Origin of the sequence: Streptomyces sp. NPDC088812, assembly GCF_044750285.1 — a bacterium.
Taxonomy (GTDB): domain Bacteria; phylum Actinomycetota; class Actinomycetes; order Streptomycetales; family Streptomycetaceae; genus Streptomyces.
In genome coordinates this window covers 76,467-91,169 of sequence record NZ_JBIVJP010000001.1, presented here as the reverse complement: position 1 = coordinate 91,169, position 14,703 = coordinate 76,467, and the positions used below count along the sequence as shown (strand labels likewise).

Below are 14,703 nucleotides of genomic sequence, written 5' to 3'. Positions count from 1 at the left end.
CCCACCCACCCCGACCCTCGCAGGAGACCAGCATGCCCCTCACCCGCAGAAACCTCCTCCAGGCGATCCTGGCCGGCGCGGCGGCGACGCCCCTGCTGAGCGCCGTAGCGGGCACCGCCGCGGCGGCGACCGTCTCCACCGAGATCTCCGACGCCGCGTTCTTCGGCGCCTGGAACTCCACCACCGGCACCTGGAGCACCAGCCCGGTGTTCGACTACGACGGTCACCTTGGGATGACGTCCGTTGCCGACGCCGCGCGCGCGGGTGACTACAAGACGGCGCGCACCGCCCTCCTCCAGTACATGAACGGCCGCGACAAGCGCGTCCCGCCCGCCTGGGCGTACAACGGCCTGTACAGCACGGCGCTCGTCCCGCTGTTCCTCGACCACATATGGACCCTGGGCAAGGGGGAGATCTACCAGACCACCCTCACCGTCGGCACCGGCTGGACCGCGTCGGCCCCCGACGTCACCTCGGCGGTGCAGGGCGCGATCAGTGCCGGTGGGGTGGGCTTCATGCTCATGGCCCGCAACAAGGAGTCCGCCCGTGCCGAGTTCGCGAGTCGGCACGCGGCCGACGGCGCTCCGGAGCTGACGCTCACCTACGCGGACGGCACCGTCCACACCCTGGCGGCGGACCAGAGCTGTTACATCGCGGCGGGCACGGACGCGGACGCCGTCTTCGGTTCCGCCGGGACCATCGAGGTGCACGACGAGGGCACCGGAGCCTTCAGCTCCACCAGCCGCAAGGGCTACCTGTGGTTCGACCTGTCCGGCGTGACCTCTCCGCTGACCGCCACCCTCAGCCTGACCGGCCGCACGAGCGGCACCGAGCAGGACGTCATGCTCTACCAGGTCCAGGTCAGTTTCGACGAGGCGACCCGTACCTGGAGCAACACCGTCCAGAACACCTTCTCCTGGCAGGGGGACGCGAAGGGCTTCGACTGGAAGAAGATCACGGGCGCCAACGTCGACAGCGAGTTCTACTACCAGCTGCCCCGGTTCTACTTCGCCGGCCCGCTCGCCGACGCCTACGCCGCCGCGGGCGACGAGGAGGTCGCCACCGGACTCATCGGTCTGATGACCGACTTCATCGCTGACACCAACACCTACGGGTCGACGGCCGGCTCCGCGAGCTACCCCCGGAACCTGGACGCGGCCTGGCGCGTGCAGAACTGGTGCTACGCGTACGAGATCCTGCGCTCCAGCCCGTCGCTGACGGCCGACGCCAACACCACCCTGCTCAAGGCTCTCTACGCCGCCGGGCCCTTCTTCTCCACCACCACCTCCGTCACCCCCAACTGGATGATCACCATCAAGAGCGCGCTGGTCTACCTGGGCACGTGCTTCCCCGAGTTCGCCGCAGCCTCCCAGTGGCGCTCCGACGCGCAGGAGTACCTGGTCCAGCAGCTCGGCAGCTCGCTCTACGCCGACGGCGGCTACACCGAGGCGTCCTCCACCTACGCCATGGGCGTCGCGAACACGTTCGTCGGCACCTCGAACGTACTGGTCGCCAACAACTACGAGGTCGGCGCCGTCGCCCCGCTGAGCGGTCTGTCCTGGTTCCTCGCCGACCAGACCTACCCCAACGGCTACGACCCCGCCTACGGCGACTCCAGCTACACCGACCAGCGTGCCTCACTGACCAAGCTCGCCGACCTGCTCGGCGACGACCAGCTGAAATACGTGGCCACCGGCGGCGCCGAGGGCACCGAGCCCGACCACACCTCGGTCACCTACCCGGACACCCGGGTCGCCGTACAGCGCACCGGCTGGACCAACACGGACTGGTACCTGCGCATCGGCGCCGACCGCGGCAACCACGGCCACCCCGACGAACTCGCCGTCCAGGTCTACGCCCACGACCGGCCGCTGCTGCCCGCCATGGGCGCCTACGCCTACGTCACCGACCCCACCGCCGACTGGCTGCGCAAGACCACCCAGTCGCACAACACCATCACCATCGACGGGGCCGCCCAGGACCCGACCGCCGACGGATCGGTCGGCAACGTCGCCACGCCGTGGGCCGACCTCGCCGACGGCCACACCGACGCGACGGCCGGAGTGCGCCACGAACGCTCCGCCCTGTTCCTGCACGACCTGGGCTGGATCGTCTCCGACGCCCTGACTCCCGCCGACTCCGCGGAGCATTCCTACGAGCAGAACTGGCACCTGCTGCCCGACGCCGCCCCCACCCTCGACGGCGCGACGGCGCGGACCACGTTCGGCAGCGGCACCCAGCTGCACATCATCCCCGCCGACCCGGACGCGGCCACTCCTGCTCTCAAGGACGGCCACTACTCCTCCGTCACCTACCAGGTGGCCCCCGCCGCCTACGTGTCCTACTCGCTGACCTCGGCGGGCACGGTGAAGCTGGACACGCTGCTGCTGCCGGTGCGGGAGCACACCCGCGCCAAGGCGAGCCTGAGCCTGGTGACCTGCTCGGACAGCGCGCGGGTGCTGGAACTGCGGGCCGACTCGCTCAAGGGGTACTACCTGCGAGCGGCGGACGACGGGACCCCACGCGGCTTCGGGCCGTACCGGTACGACGGCCCCCTGGCCTACGTCGATCAGGACCAGAGCATGCTCCGCATCCTGCTCACCGGTGGCACCACGCTCCAGCAGGGCAAGAGCGACCTGCTCGCCGCCGACCGGGCGCTGAACGGCACTCTGGCGGTGCGGTGGAACACGAGGGACAAGACCATCGAGGTCTCCGGCACCGCCGCCGTGGCCGGCGGCGCCAACCTCTGCCTGGCGGCTCCCTGGGCGCGCAGCGCCACCGTCGCCGGGCAGGCCGTCCCCCTGACGCGGAAGCGGGACCTCGTCGTGGTGGCCGCACTGCGGTGACCCGGCGGCGGTGCCCACGTGCTCGACGGCCCTGGACGACTCCGGTCCAGGGCCGTCGAGCAGCTGCCGCGTCCGGGACATACGCGTCCGGCGCGGACGCCGGAATTCGGTGCGGTGAGGGCCTACCGTCGGAAGAACGCGAGCATCTTCCGGCTCGCGTCCGGCGACGACAGGACGTCCTGGATACGCGCGGACTGCCGGCCGGCAGCGCTGGTACGTGCGAACATCTCGCGTTCGTATTCCTGGACGGCGGCGGGCACGTCGTCCGGGTGCGCGGCCAGCGCGAGGCCGAGCAGGGCACCGTCGAGCAGCGCCATGTTGGCGCCCTGCCCCACCGGCGGCATCAGGTGGGCGGCATCGCCGAGCAGCGTGACGTCCGGCGTCGACGGCCATGTCAGGCCGACCGGGAGAGCGCTGATCGACCGCGGCAGGACAGTGTCGTCGCAGGCTGCGATCAGTGCGGTGAACCGTGGGTCCCAGCCGGTGAACAGGTCGATCAGCCGCACCCGGGCGGCGGCCGGGTCGCCGAACGGGATCCCACTGGTCGCGAACCAGTCCTCGGCGGTGTCGTAGAAGCTGAGGTAGACACGTACGCGGCCGTCTCCGTTGCGCTGCGCCGACAGGGACTGTCCGTTGCCGAGCACCCAGTAGTTGCCGCGCCCGACCATCGCCGCGAGGTCGGGGTGGGTGCGGTCGATGTCGGGGATGCCGAGCTCGACGGCGTTGTGGCCGGTGTGCGCCGGCCGGGCGTCGGTGAGCAGCGCGCGGACCCGGGAGTACGCGCCGTCGGCGCCGACCAGGAGGTCGTACGGCGCACTGCTGCCGTCGGCGAAGTGCAGCAGGCCGTCCTCGGCGGACGCGAACGCGCGCCCCCAGCGCACCGTGTGGTCGGGGAGCGAGTCCAGCAGCAGGTTGCGCAGATCGGCACGGTCGACCTCAGGTCGGTCGAGCGGGGCGTCGTCGGGGGTGTCCTCCTGGAGCAGCAGGGTGCCGTCCGGCTCGAGAAGTCGCAGGTCCTGGCCTTCGCGGCGGGCGATCGCGTGGAACCGGTCGATCAGGCCGGCCTCGCGCAGCGCCCGCTGCCCGGTTGCGGAGTGCAGATCCAGCATGCCGCCCTGACCCCGCGCGCCGCGCGACGGTTCCCGTTCGTACACGACGGCGTCGATGCCGTTCACGTGCAGCACGCGGGCAAGGGCCAGGCCGCCCAGTCCGGCTCCGACGATGGTGATGGTCATGGTTGCCTCCGATGCGCCGTATCGTCTGCTCAGCCGGTTCACCGGCGGAGCCGGGGTGCGAGCGCCGTGCGCACGACCTTGGCCACGTTGCTCGCGGCGGATCCGCCCTCTTCTTCGGGTTCCGGTTCCAGCAGGCGCTGGATCTGGAGCAGCAGCTGGTTGGTCGAGCGCCAGAGCGGGACGAACATGCCGGCGACCGGTCCGACGCCCTGGATCGGGCCGCCGGACAGCTCGGTGACCTTCTGGGCGGCGGTGACCGTCGCCGGGTCCCGCAGGATCAGGTGCACCTCGTCGTCGACCAGCCGGATCTCCATCCTGCGCGCGGCGGTCTCCTCGGGGTTCGCGTCCGTGGTCGTCTCCGGATCCAGTTCGTCGATCTTGGCGGCGACCGCGTCCGGGTCGACCCCGAGTTCGCGCAGCACCCTGGCCGCCATGCTGTTCTCCGCCCGCAGCATCGCCTCGAGCAGGTGATGGCTGCCGACCGGTGCGCCGCCGGCCAGCGCGCCGGCGGCGGACACGGTGTCCTCGGTGGCGGGTGTGCCGGTCGGCCATGGGCCGGCCGCGACGTCCCGCACGCCCTCCGGTGATGCCAGCACCGCGGCACGGATCTTGCTGACCGGACGGATGCGCTCGGCGAGCACCTTCGCGCCGAGGCCCTCGCCTTCCCCGGTGACCAGGGCGAGCAGGATGTGTTCCGTGCCGATGGAGGTGTGGTGCAGCTGCTGCGCCTCGCGCAGGGCGAGATCCAGCGTCTTCTTCGCGCCCGGCGCGAACGGGATGTGGCCGCTCAGCTCCTCCGTGCCGGGCTCGGCCATCGCGGCGATATCGGCCTGCGCCGTCTCCTTGTCGTACCCGAGCTGGTGCAGGACTTTCGCCGCCGTGCTGTCCGGTGCGTCGAGCAGCCCCAACAGGATGTGCTCCGTTCCGATGTGGCTGTGCTTGAGCAGCCTCGCCTCCTCCTGAGCCGTGACGACCACCTTGCGGGCTTCCACCGTGAACCGTTCGAATGGCATGGTTCCATGCTCTCAACCCTGTCAATACACTGGTATTGACAGGGTCACCGTGCTGAGGAGAGGGTCTGCGATGGAGACGCCGTCGGACTGGGAGGGCCGGCTCGCGCGCTGGCAGAACGAGCTGGAGCTGTTCGAGCGGCTGGACGAGACACCCTGGGTCACGCTGGCCAGGGCGGAAGCCGAGACCGGCGTCTCCCGCTCGGCCCTGCGGTCCTGGTACCGCAACGGCGAGATCCGGTCCCGGCTGGTGGACGGTCCGAACGGGCCGCAGCGCCTGGTCCAGCTGGACGCGGTGATCGAGCGCGCCGCCGCGTCACCGCGCATCCAGCGCAGGGCGGAACGGGAGGTCAGCCTGGAAGCCCAGGTCACCCTGCTCCAGCACCGGGTCGACCAGCTCGAGCTGCGGCTGGCCGCGCTGGAGCGGAGGTGACCGGCGTGAGCGGCACCGTCAGCCGGTCAGTACGGTGCGGCCCCATGGGGACCGGCCACCACTGACACGACGGCCTCGGCACCGCATGCGACGTTCTGCCGGCGTCCGCCGGGGCCGGTCGACCTGCTCAGGCCGGCCCCGCCGCGTCCGTGCAGTCGAAGAGCGCGGTGCCGGGGCCGACGTCGGCGCACCGCCCGTCGGGCAGCACGACGTGGGCCTCGGCGCCGGGGGGCACGGTCACCCTCAGCCGGGTGGCCTGCCCGTGCTTCCGCCAGGCCACTTCGATCCGGCCGTACGGACTGTCGTGGGTGACCTCCGCCCAGGTCAGTCCTCCCCCCGGGCAGGGCTCGACCCGGAAGCGCCGGTACCCGGGCCCCTCGTCGACGATGCGCAGTCCCGCGGCGAACCGGTGCAGGAAGTCGATCACCGCACCCTTGCTGTAGTGGTTGAGCGATTCGTGCGCCACGCCCTCGGCGTCCACGGCCTCCCACAGCTCCCACACGGTGGTGGCACCCTGGTCGAGCATGTGCATCCATGACGGCGGCGCGTCCTGGAGGAGCACCTGGTAGGCGAGGTCCGCACGGCCCGTCTCGGCGAGGACGGGAAGGAGGTGGGGGGTGGCGAGGAAGCCGGTTCCCAGGCGGTTGCCCGCCGCTGTCACCAGCTCGGCCAGCCGGCCGGCCACCGTGGCGCGCAGTCCGGGCTCGACGAGGTCGAAGGCGAGGGCCCGCACCAAGGTCGCCTGGGTCTCGGGGCGCACCCGGCCGGTGTCGTCGACGAACTCGGTCTGCCAGGCGTGCCGGGCGTGTTCGCTGATCCGCCGGTAGCGCTCCGCCTCGGCGGTGCGGCCGAGTACGGCGGCGACGCGCGCCAGCAGGCGGGTGGAGTGGCGCAGGTAGGCGGTGGCGACCGCGGACTGGTCCTGTGCGCGCAGTTCCTCCCAGCCGGGCTGCTCCCCGGGTTCCAGCCACTCACCGAAGTGGAAGCCGGTGTCCCACAGGTACTCCTCGTGCGGTGCGGGCTCGGGTCGCTCGGCGGCGCGTCGCGGGTGCCGCCCGTCGCGCGCCATGCGGATCGCCCGCTCGACCCAGGCCACCATCGACGGCCGCTGACGCGCCAGCAGACCCTGATCGCCGTAGGACCGGTAGATCTCCCACGGCACGATCACGGTGGCGTCCCCCCAGCCCGCCGACCCCAGGTTCTCCCCGAGGAGGGGGTGGTCACGCGTGGCGGCGCCGAGCTGGTCGGGCACCCAGTTGGGTACGACGCCGTCCTCGAACTGCTGGGTGGCCAGGTCGCGCAGCCACTTCCGGGAGAACCCCGCCACGTCGAAGAGGAAGGCGGCCGTCGGCACGAAGAGGGCCCAGTCCCCGGTCCAGCCGGATCGTTCCCGGGTCGGGCAGTCGGTGGGGATGTCGACGGCGTTGCCGAGGAAACTGCGTACAACGACCTCGTGCAGCCGGTTCAGTCGCTCGTCGCTGCACCGGAAGGACCCGGTGGGGCGCAGGTCGGTGTGGACGACGACCCCGGTGATGTCGTCCGGAGTGAGGTCGCGCAGGCCCGCACCGTCCACGGCCACGTACCGGAATCCCTTGGTGGAGTGGCGGGGTTCGAACACGTCTCCCGGGCGTCCCGCGGAGACGACGACGTCCACCTGTCCGGGTGTCAGCTGTTCCTCCCACGCGGGCGGCCTGTGGTCCGGAAGCAGATTGCGCAGACTGACCTCGCCGTCCGGGGACAGTGCTTCCCCGTGGGTGACGACCAGCCGGGTGCCCTCCGGGCCGAGTTCGGCGAGGCGCACCCAGCCGACGATGTTCTCCCCGAAGTCGGCGACCTGGGCACCGGACGGGGCGCGGTGGACCGTGAGCGGGCGGCGGTGCTCGGTGCGGCGCACCGCGGGCGCGGGCGAGGCCACCAGGCGGTCGAACCCGAGGTCCGCCACGGTCACCGGCGCCTAGCCGGCACCGTCGAGCGCGTCGGCCGCCGATCGTTCGGCCGGTTCCGCGCGCAGGTCCGCGGTGACACCGCCCAGGAGGTCCGCGCGGGTGATCGGGCCCGTGGTGCTGCGCCAGGTCGCGTCGGTGCAGAAGACCTCTTCCGTGCCGTTTGGCAGCGTCAGATGCATCTGGAGCAGCAGGGCGGTGCGGTCGCCGAAGCAGTCGGAATCCCGGAACATCCCGTTGACGCCGCGGAACCAGCCGTCGGAGAGGACCGCGCTGACGGTGTTGCCGCCGGGGCGCAGCAGGGCGCCGACATCGTAGGTCTGGACCTGCACGGTGTGGCGGTAGTCGGTGAAGCCCGGGGTGAGTTCGTCGTCACCGACCCGGACGCCGTTGACGAAGAGTTCGTAGAGGCCCTCGGCGGTGACGTGGACCCGCGCCGACGCCACCGCGTCCGGCAGGGTGAGCGTCCCGCGCAGGAGATGAGCGGGACGCTCACCCGGCGCGGCGACGACGTCCTCTGCGGGGCGGATCCAGCCGGCCCGCCAGTCGTCCGGGTGCAGGAGACCCGCCTCCAGCCAGGACGGCGCCGACCAGTCGCTGAGCCCGGCGTCCGTCCACACCCGTACCTGCCAGGCGCGGTGTTCACGCGAGCTCAGCGGCGGCGCTCCGACGTCGACCAGCACGCTCTCCCCCGACTCCACACGCCCCGAGTCCCACTGCCCCATCCGCACCTGGTAGGCGCGTTGGATCCGGCACCCGGCCGGCAGCTGCCAGGACAGCCTGGGCCGGGCTTCTGTGATGCCGAGTGCGTGGTCCAGGTGTTCGACCCGAAGCCGGGTAGGTGCGCTCAACGTGGCATCCGTTCTGCGTGTGGCTGTGCCGGGGTGCGGGTGACAGGGGGTCACCGGTGCCGGTGGAATGCGGGCGACCCGGGTGTGGAGCCCCGGCGGCGCGCCGGGGCGGTGGCGGGTGGGTCCCGCCCCCGCCGCGCGGCGGGCAGCGGCGGGACCCGTGGGGTGAGGTCAGTTCGTACGGAAGGTGGGCATGACCTCGGTGGCGAACAGTTCGAGCGACTTCTTGCCGAACTCGGCGCGCTCGGGGGTGAGCGGGCCGCCGAGGAAGCCGCCGAGGACGTTGCCGATGCCGATCTCGCAGACCTCGTGCAGGTGCTCGGCGACGGTGGCCGGGCTGCCCCAGACGCACCAGGTCTTCTGCCAGCCGGGGGTGAGGGCGTTCGGCGGCGGGTTGAGGGCGACGCCGGAGAGCTTCTCCGCCTCCAGATTCGCCTCGTGCTCGCGCTCGATGGCGGCCTGGTACTGGGCCATGAGGAGCTGGAACTCCTCCTCGGCCTGCTCGTCCGTCTCGGCGACATGGACGTGCTGGTAGGTGTGGGTGGTCCACTCCAGGGCGCGCGCCACCTTCTCCTGCGGGTGTCCGGCGGCTTCGAGGGCCGACCTGTAGGCGGTGAAGTGCGTGCGCAGGTGCTTCAGCGGCTCGCCGTCGTCCAGGGCCGGCGGGGTGAAGGCCGGGATGAAGGCGGGCTGGGCCTCGGCGGCGGCGCGTTCGACGCTGGAGGGGCGCAGGGCGACGGACATCAGCTGCGGGCCGCCCTGGGTGTGGGCGGCGGGCACGATCCGGGAGACGACCGCGCCCTTGTAGTGGCCGTTGTCGAAGACGAACGGCGCGTCCTCGGCCTTCTTGTCCCACAGCTGCCGCACCAGGGCCAGGTGGGACCTGGACAGTTCCGGCGTGTCCTTGAAGTTGATGCCGAGGCCGATCATCTCCTCGGGCGTGGTGCCGCTGCCCGTGCCGACCAGGAGCTTGCCGTCGGTGAGCTGGTCCAGGAGGTTCAGTCGCTCGGCGAACCGCACGGGGTGGTGCAGGGCGATGGTCTGCACCGAGAACCCGTAGTGCAGCCGGGGCAGGCGGGCCGCCAGGTAGGAGGCGAACATCATCGGGTCGCTGGCGGGCGGACAGTAGCCGGTGAAGTGGTGGTCGGGCAAAAAGACCGCGTCGAAGCCGAGGCGTTCGACGTCGACGGCGTGGTCGACGAGCGCCCGCGTGATGCGGCGGTCCTCGTCGGGGCCGGATGAGCGGGTGGTGAGGAACGCGGAGAAGCGCACGGTGGCCTCCTGGTCGGCCCGTTGGGGGCGTGGATGAGGAACATGAGGGACAGGTGACCGGTGAGGTCGCCCGGCTCAGGAGCTGATGAGTTCGCGGGCTCGTTCGGCGCCGGCGAGCAGACGGTCACGGACGACACCCGCGTCTACTTCGACGGACGCGCGGTCGGCCTCGTCGTCACGGCGGCCGGCTGGCAGGCCTGCGGCACCACCCTCAGCGCCCTGCGCAACGTCGTGCACGCCATGCGTGGCTGGCCCACGCCACTCGGTGTCACCCTCAACTCCGGCACCGGGCCACTGTTCACCGCGGACGGGGACTGCACCGACGCCGCCGTCGGCGCCCAGCTGGACCTGCTCGGCGGACAGGTCCACGAGTTCGCGGTCCGCTTCGGCGCACCGGCTCCCAGCGTGCGCGCGGCCTGACCCCGGCAGCTTCCCGGCCACCTGACCCCGCGGACCCCCCTGACACGGTCCGCGGCGGGCGGCACGTCGGGGCGCAGGCCACCGCCCTGCGCCCCGACGTGCCGCCGATCAATCCGAGAGCGGCTCGGCCTCGCCGTCGGCACACAGGAACGCCAGGGCCATCACGCCGAGATCCTCCAGCAGCGTGTCCAGATCCGTTCCCTCCGCCGCCGCGGCAGGCACATCGAGCGCGAGGCCACGGGCCAATGCGGCGTAGACGACGGTGAAGCACGACCGCACCGCACGCACCGGATCGGAATGCCGCATCTCGTCGCGCCGCGCCAGCAGCAGATCGGCGAAGCGCTCCAGCAGGTCGAAGTACGCGGCCTTGCCCACCTTGGCCACCTCAGGGTCGACCGCCCCCCGCTGCTGGAACGCTCCGAGCACCCGCCCCTGACGCTCCAGCAACGCGGCGAACCCCGCGATCAGCCGAGGCAGCAGCTCCGCCAGGGTGAGTCCGGCCCACCGGTCGGGGTCGGTCAGCGTCCGGTGTTCCGCGAGCATCCCGGCCACGAAATGACCCTGTGCCGCCCCGCAGCAGGTCGTCCTTGCCGTCCACCCGCGTGTAGATCGACCCGATGGACACCCCGGAACGCTTGCTGACCTCGGTGAGAGCGAAGCCGGCGTACCCCTTCTCGGCCAACAACTCCAGCGTTGTGTCCAGGACCAGCTCGAACGAGCGCTGGCTCCGCTCCTGCTTGGGCGCGCGGAAACCACCGGGCGCAGTCGACTGCTTGGAAGATGAAGGCACCACAGCAGTCTAGGGGCCACCTCCATGGTCACCGCTGTCCAGGCCCTGGCCCGGCGGGCTGGTCGTCCTCGGCGCTTCCGGAGCGCGGAAGACCGTCCTGGCCCGGCAGCAGGATCTCCGCTTCCTCCACGAGCGGTCCCCCCGTGGACGGCACATCCGCTGCGGGAGCTGGTCGTGGCGCGTCGCCGGGCCTCAGGCCGGGTAGGCGTGGGTCTGCGTCGCCTTGACCGTGGCCCAGACCGGTGCGCCCGGGTGCAGGCCGAGTTCGGCGGCGGCGACGGTGGTGAGGTCGGCGGCGACGGGGAGATCGCCGGTGAGGGCGGCTCGGATCTGGTCGCCGTGGGTCTCCAGGCCCGCGATCTCGCAGTGCCACAGGTTCCGGGCGCTGGAGCCGGTCGGGCGGTCGCGGTGGAGGGTGACCGCGCTCGGCGGGAAGGTGACGAAGACCGGCCCGGTGAGGTCCTCGGTCGTGGTGATCGCGGGCCCGGTGTCGAGCCGTACGGTGTGGCCCTCGGCCTCCCCCTGGTAGAGGTTCAGGCCGACGAGGTGGGCGATGTAGTCGGTGCGCGGGTGGCGGGCGATGTCCTGCGGAGTGCCTTCCTGCACCACGTGCCCGTCCTCGATGACGACCAGGCGGTCGGCCAGGACCATCGCGTCGAGCGGGTCGTGCGTGACGAGTACGGCGACCGCCTCGAAGTCGGCGAGGTGGCGGCGGAGCTGGGCGCGGACGTCGAGGCGGGTGCGGGCGTCGAGCGCGGCGAGGGGCTCGTCGAGGAGGAGCAGCCGGGGATTCGTGGCGAGGGCGCGGGCGAGGGCGACGCGCTGGGCCTGGCCGCCGGAGAGCCTGCGGGGCTTGGCGCCGGCGTGTTCGGCAAGGCCCATCCGCCGCAGCCACTCGGCGGCCCGGGCCCGCGCTTCCGCCTTCCCGGCGCCGTGGCAGCGGGGGCCGAAGGCCACGTTGTCGAGGGCGGTGAGATGGGGGAAGAGCAGGTAGTCCTGGAAGACGACGCCGACCGGGCGGGACTCGGGCGGTGTGCGGTGCAGCGGGGCGCCGTCGAGCCGGAGGTGCCCGTCCGTGAGGGGGACGAGACCGGCCAGCGCGCGCAGGGCGGTGGTCTTGCCGGCGCCGTTGGGGCCGAGCAGGGCGACCACGTCACCGGGAGTGGCCGTGAGGGTGACGTCGAGGCGGAAACGGCCGCGGTCGACCACGAGACGGGCGTCCAGTCCCTCATCGGCGGGACGGGACACGGTGCCGGTGTCGTGCGCGGTGTCGTCGAGGTCGGTCATGAGGCGGTCATCCAGCGGTCGCGCAGTCCCGCGAGGACCGCGATCGACACGGCCAGCAGGACGAGGCTGAGGGCGATGGCCGCCTCCGGTTCGCTCTGGAGGGCCAGGTACACGGCCAGCGGCATGGTCTGGGTACGGCCGGGGAAGTTGCCGGCGAAGGTGATCGTCGCGCCGAACTCGCCCAGCGCACGCGCCCAGGCCAGCACCGCCCCCGCCGCGATGCCCGGGGCGATCAAGGGGAGCGTGACGCGGCGGAACGCGGTGAACCGGGAGGCGCCCAGGGTGGCCGCGGCCTCCTCGTAGCGCGGGTCGGCGGCGCGCAGGGTGCCCTCGACGCTGATGACGAGGAACGGCATGGCGACGAACGCCTCGGCGACCACGACCCCGGCGGTGGTGAAGGGCAGGGTGACGCCGAACCAGGCGTCGAGCCACTTCCCGACGACGCCGTTGCGGCCGAGCGCGAGCAGCAGCGCCACACCCCCGACCACCGGCGGCAGGACGAGCGGCAGGGTGACCAGGGCCCGGACGAAGCCGCGTCCGGGGAAATTCACGCGGGCCAGCAGCCAGGCCAGCGGCACACCGAGGACCAGGCTCACCGCGGTGGCCGCCGTGGCGCACAGCAGGGACAGCCGCAGGGCCTGCCACACCTCGGGGCTGGTCAGCTGCTGCGGCAGACTGTGCCAGGGGGTGCGGACGAGCAGGGCGATCAGCGGCAGGACCAGGAACGCCAGCCCCACGAGTGCGGGTACCAGCAGCGGCAGCGGTACGCCCCGTCCGGCGCCCGCGCGGTCACGCCCGCGCCGTGGCCCGCCCATGAGGGTGTCGGCCACGGCCGAGGACCTGTCGTGGGGGGAGGTCACGGCTGGAGGAACCCGGCCCCGGTCAAGACCTTCTGGCCCTCGGCGGACCGCACCAGGGCGATGAACGCCTCGGCGGCCTCGGCGTTCGGGGCGTCCTTGAGCAGGGCGATGGGGTAGTCGTTGACGGCGTCGGCCGACTCGGGGAAGTCCACGCCCTCCACCTTGTCACCGGCCGCCTTCACATCGGTCTTGTAGACGACCGCGGCGTCGGCCTCCTTCAGCACCACCTTGTTGAGGGCGGCCTTGACGTCCTCCTCGTAGGAGACCGGGGTGAGCTTCAGCTTGCTGGCGTCCAGGGCCTTCCGGGCGGCGGCGCCGCACGGCACCGCCTCATCGCACAGCACGACCTTCAGATCCGAGTCGGTGAGGTCCTTCAGGGATGCGATCTCGTCCGGGTTGCCGGGCAGTGTGGCGATCTCCAGCTGGTTGCGGACGAAGGTGACCGGCTCGGTGGCGTTGCCCTTCGCGTCCGTCACGATCGCCATGGTCTTGGGACTGGCCGAGGCGAAGACGTCCGCCGGAGCGCCGCCGGTGATGCTCGCCGCGAGCGTGTCGCTGCCGCCGAAGCTGAAGGTGACCTTCGTGCCCGGGTGGGCCTTCTCGAACTCCTTGCCCAGGGTCGTGAAGCTCTCCTTCAGCGAGGCGGCGGCGAACACGGTCACCGTGCCCGACAGCTGGTCCGAGGAGGACGCCGAGGCGGAGGAGCCGGACGTGGCGGACGACGAGTCGTCGGAGGAGGAGCAGGCGCCCAGGGCCAGCAGTGCGGCGGCGCTCGCACCGGCCGCCTGCACCATCCGGCGGGTGCGGCGGGTCCGGCACACGGAACGGGTTGTCACGGATCTACTCCTTCTCATCCTGCTCATCCTGCTCAAGGACTCAGCGACTCAGCGACTCAGCATACTGCCGCAAATGCCAGGTGTAAGCACCTCACCACCTGGCATGAGCCGGGCTATCGGACTTCATGGGTGGTATGTGCGTTTGCCCGACCGTCCCGGGTGACCGTGCCCGACCTGCCGGCCTGGCCTCAGCAGCGGGTGTCTTCGACGAGAGCAGGAGGGCAGAAGGGCAGAAGGGCAGAAGGGCAGAAGCAGGAAACCACGGCGGGCGGCGGCGGTGGTGACCGCCGCCGCCCGTCACGGCCGGACCGTCAGGAGTCCTCGATGGTGATGAAGGGGTCCCACTGGAAGTACCCCTTCAACTGCCGGTGCCGGTCGAGGATCTGGAAGTAGAAGTGGTACACGACCTTGCCGACGCTCTTCACCGTGGTGCGCCAGTAGTGGTCCTGGTACTTCTGCGTCACGAAATCCGGGCTGCCCTCGCTGCCCTCCCGCGGCAGCGGATAGACGCCGTCGACCACCTCGATCTCCGGCGTCCTGATGAGTGTGTGATCGCGGTCGCTGCTCACGTACCGGTACAGCAGCGCCTTGTAGTCGCTGGCCAGCGACACCGTGGTCTCCCGCCACCGGATGGTGTCCCCGGGCTCGGCCCGCAGGTTCAGCTCGGCGCCCGAAGTGCCGACGATGTGGTCGTGGCGCGTCGTCATGTAGATCAGGCTCTGGTCGACGTAGGTCGGCGCGTCGGGATTCCGTGACGCGTTGGGATTCTGCTCGACGATCGTGGCCGCGTCGAACGCGATCAGTACGTTCAGGTCCGCCATTTCTTTCCCCCTGGGGGTTCGAGGTTTCCTGTTGCGGGCGTTTCTGTCGCGGGAGTTTCTGTCGCGGGATTTCCTGTTGCGCGCGTCTCGGTCACGAGG

Annotated in this window: 13 protein-coding genes and 1 pseudogene; 3 read left to right on the top strand and 11 right to left on the bottom strand. The window is 71.6% G+C overall.

The features are described 5' to 3' along the window. Positions 1-32: 32 nt before the first annotated feature. Entirely contained in the window at positions 33-2,846 is a 2,814-nt protein-coding gene (locus ACIP67_RS00425) for a heparinase II/III family protein (protein ID WP_401685155.1), read from the top strand. Positions 2,847-2,968: 122 nt separating this feature from the next. Here the strand turns inward: ACIP67_RS00425 and ACIP67_RS00420 are convergent, their stop codons facing one another. Further along, positions 2,969-4,081, bottom strand: coding sequence for an FAD-dependent oxidoreductase (locus ACIP67_RS00420; protein ID WP_401685152.1), 1,113 nt, complete (start codon positions 4,079-4,081; stop codon positions 2,969-2,971). Between the two features lie 38 nt (positions 4,082-4,119). Further along, complete coding sequence (locus ACIP67_RS00415) at positions 4,120-5,094, bottom strand: Clp protease N-terminal domain-containing protein (protein WP_401685149.1); 975 nt, start codon at positions 5,092-5,094, stop codon at positions 4,120-4,122. A gap of 70 nt (positions 5,095-5,164) precedes the next feature. On the opposite strand from ACIP67_RS00415, the gene ACIP67_RS00410 reads away from it, so the two are divergent. Continuing rightward, positions 5,165-5,524, top strand: a complete 360-nt coding sequence (locus tag ACIP67_RS00410; protein WP_401685146.1) for an excisionase — start codon at positions 5,165-5,167, stop codon at positions 5,522-5,524. Between the two features lie 127 nt (positions 5,525-5,651). Here the strand turns inward: ACIP67_RS00410 and ACIP67_RS00405 are convergent, their stop codons facing one another. The 3 genes from ACIP67_RS00405 to ACIP67_RS00395 all read right to left on the bottom strand — a co-directional run bounded on the left by ACIP67_RS00405 (position 5,652) and on the right by ACIP67_RS00395 (position 9,590). Further along, complete coding sequence (locus tag ACIP67_RS00405; protein ID WP_401685142.1) at positions 5,652-7,472, bottom strand: family 78 glycoside hydrolase catalytic domain; 1,821 nt, start codon at positions 7,470-7,472, stop codon at positions 5,652-5,654. 6 nt (positions 7,473-7,478) lie between these two features. Continuing rightward, positions 7,479-8,318: an alpha-L-rhamnosidase N-terminal domain-containing protein gene (locus ACIP67_RS00400; RefSeq protein ID WP_401685139.1), complete on the bottom strand. Its 840-nt coding sequence runs from the start codon at positions 8,316-8,318 to the stop codon at positions 7,479-7,481. Positions 8,319-8,489: 171 nt separating this feature from the next. Continuing rightward, a complete protein-coding gene (locus ACIP67_RS00395; protein WP_401685137.1) occupies positions 8,490-9,590 on the bottom strand; it encodes an LLM class flavin-dependent oxidoreductase in 1,101 nt (366 codons plus the stop codon). 60 nt (positions 9,591-9,650) lie between these two features. Here ACIP67_RS00395 and ACIP67_RS00390 point away from each other — a divergent pair, with 60 nt between their 5' ends. Continuing rightward, a complete protein-coding gene (locus ACIP67_RS00390; protein WP_401685134.1) occupies positions 9,651-10,010 on the top strand; it encodes an NADPH-dependent FMN reductase in 360 nt (119 codons plus the stop codon). Between the two features lie 108 nt (positions 10,011-10,118). On the opposite strand, the gene ACIP67_RS00385 is transcribed toward ACIP67_RS00390, so the two are convergent. The 6 genes and pseudogenes from ACIP67_RS00385 to ACIP67_RS00360 all read right to left on the bottom strand — a co-directional run bounded on the left by ACIP67_RS00385 (position 10,119) and on the right by ACIP67_RS00360 (position 14,604). Then, a complete protein-coding gene (locus ACIP67_RS00385) occupies positions 10,119-10,562 on the bottom strand; it encodes a hypothetical protein (RefSeq protein ID WP_401686811.1) in 444 nt (147 codons plus the stop codon). Between the two features lie 31 nt (positions 10,563-10,593). After that, a pseudogene (locus tag ACIP67_RS00380) lies at positions 10,594-10,800 on the bottom strand (TetR/AcrR family transcriptional regulator); the annotation flags it as partial. A 192-nt stretch (positions 10,801-10,992) separates the two neighbouring features. Continuing rightward, on the bottom strand, positions 10,993-12,087 hold the full coding sequence (locus tag ACIP67_RS00375; protein ID WP_401685131.1) for an ABC transporter ATP-binding protein: 1,095 nt from the start codon (positions 12,085-12,087) through the stop codon (positions 10,993-10,995). Beyond that, positions 12,084-12,902 carry an ABC transporter permease gene (locus ACIP67_RS00370; RefSeq protein ID WP_401686734.1) on the bottom strand — a complete coding sequence of 273 codons (819 nt, stop codon included), beginning with the start codon at positions 12,900-12,902 and terminating at the stop codon, positions 12,084-12,086. Before ACIP67_RS00370 ends, ACIP67_RS00375 begins: the two co-directional genes overlap by 4 nt. A gap of 41 nt (positions 12,903-12,943) precedes the next feature. Beyond that, positions 12,944-13,801 carry a molybdate ABC transporter substrate-binding protein gene (modA, locus tag ACIP67_RS00365; RefSeq protein WP_401685128.1) on the bottom strand — a complete coding sequence of 286 codons (858 nt, stop codon included), beginning with the start codon at positions 13,799-13,801 and terminating at the stop codon, positions 12,944-12,946. 293 nt (positions 13,802-14,094) lie between these two features. Continuing rightward, the gene (locus ACIP67_RS00360) at positions 14,095-14,604 is read right to left on the bottom strand and encodes an inclusion body family protein (RefSeq protein ID WP_401685125.1); all 510 of its coding nucleotides are present in this window, start codon (positions 14,602-14,604) and stop codon (positions 14,095-14,097) included. Positions 14,605-14,703: the final 99 nt, after the last annotated feature.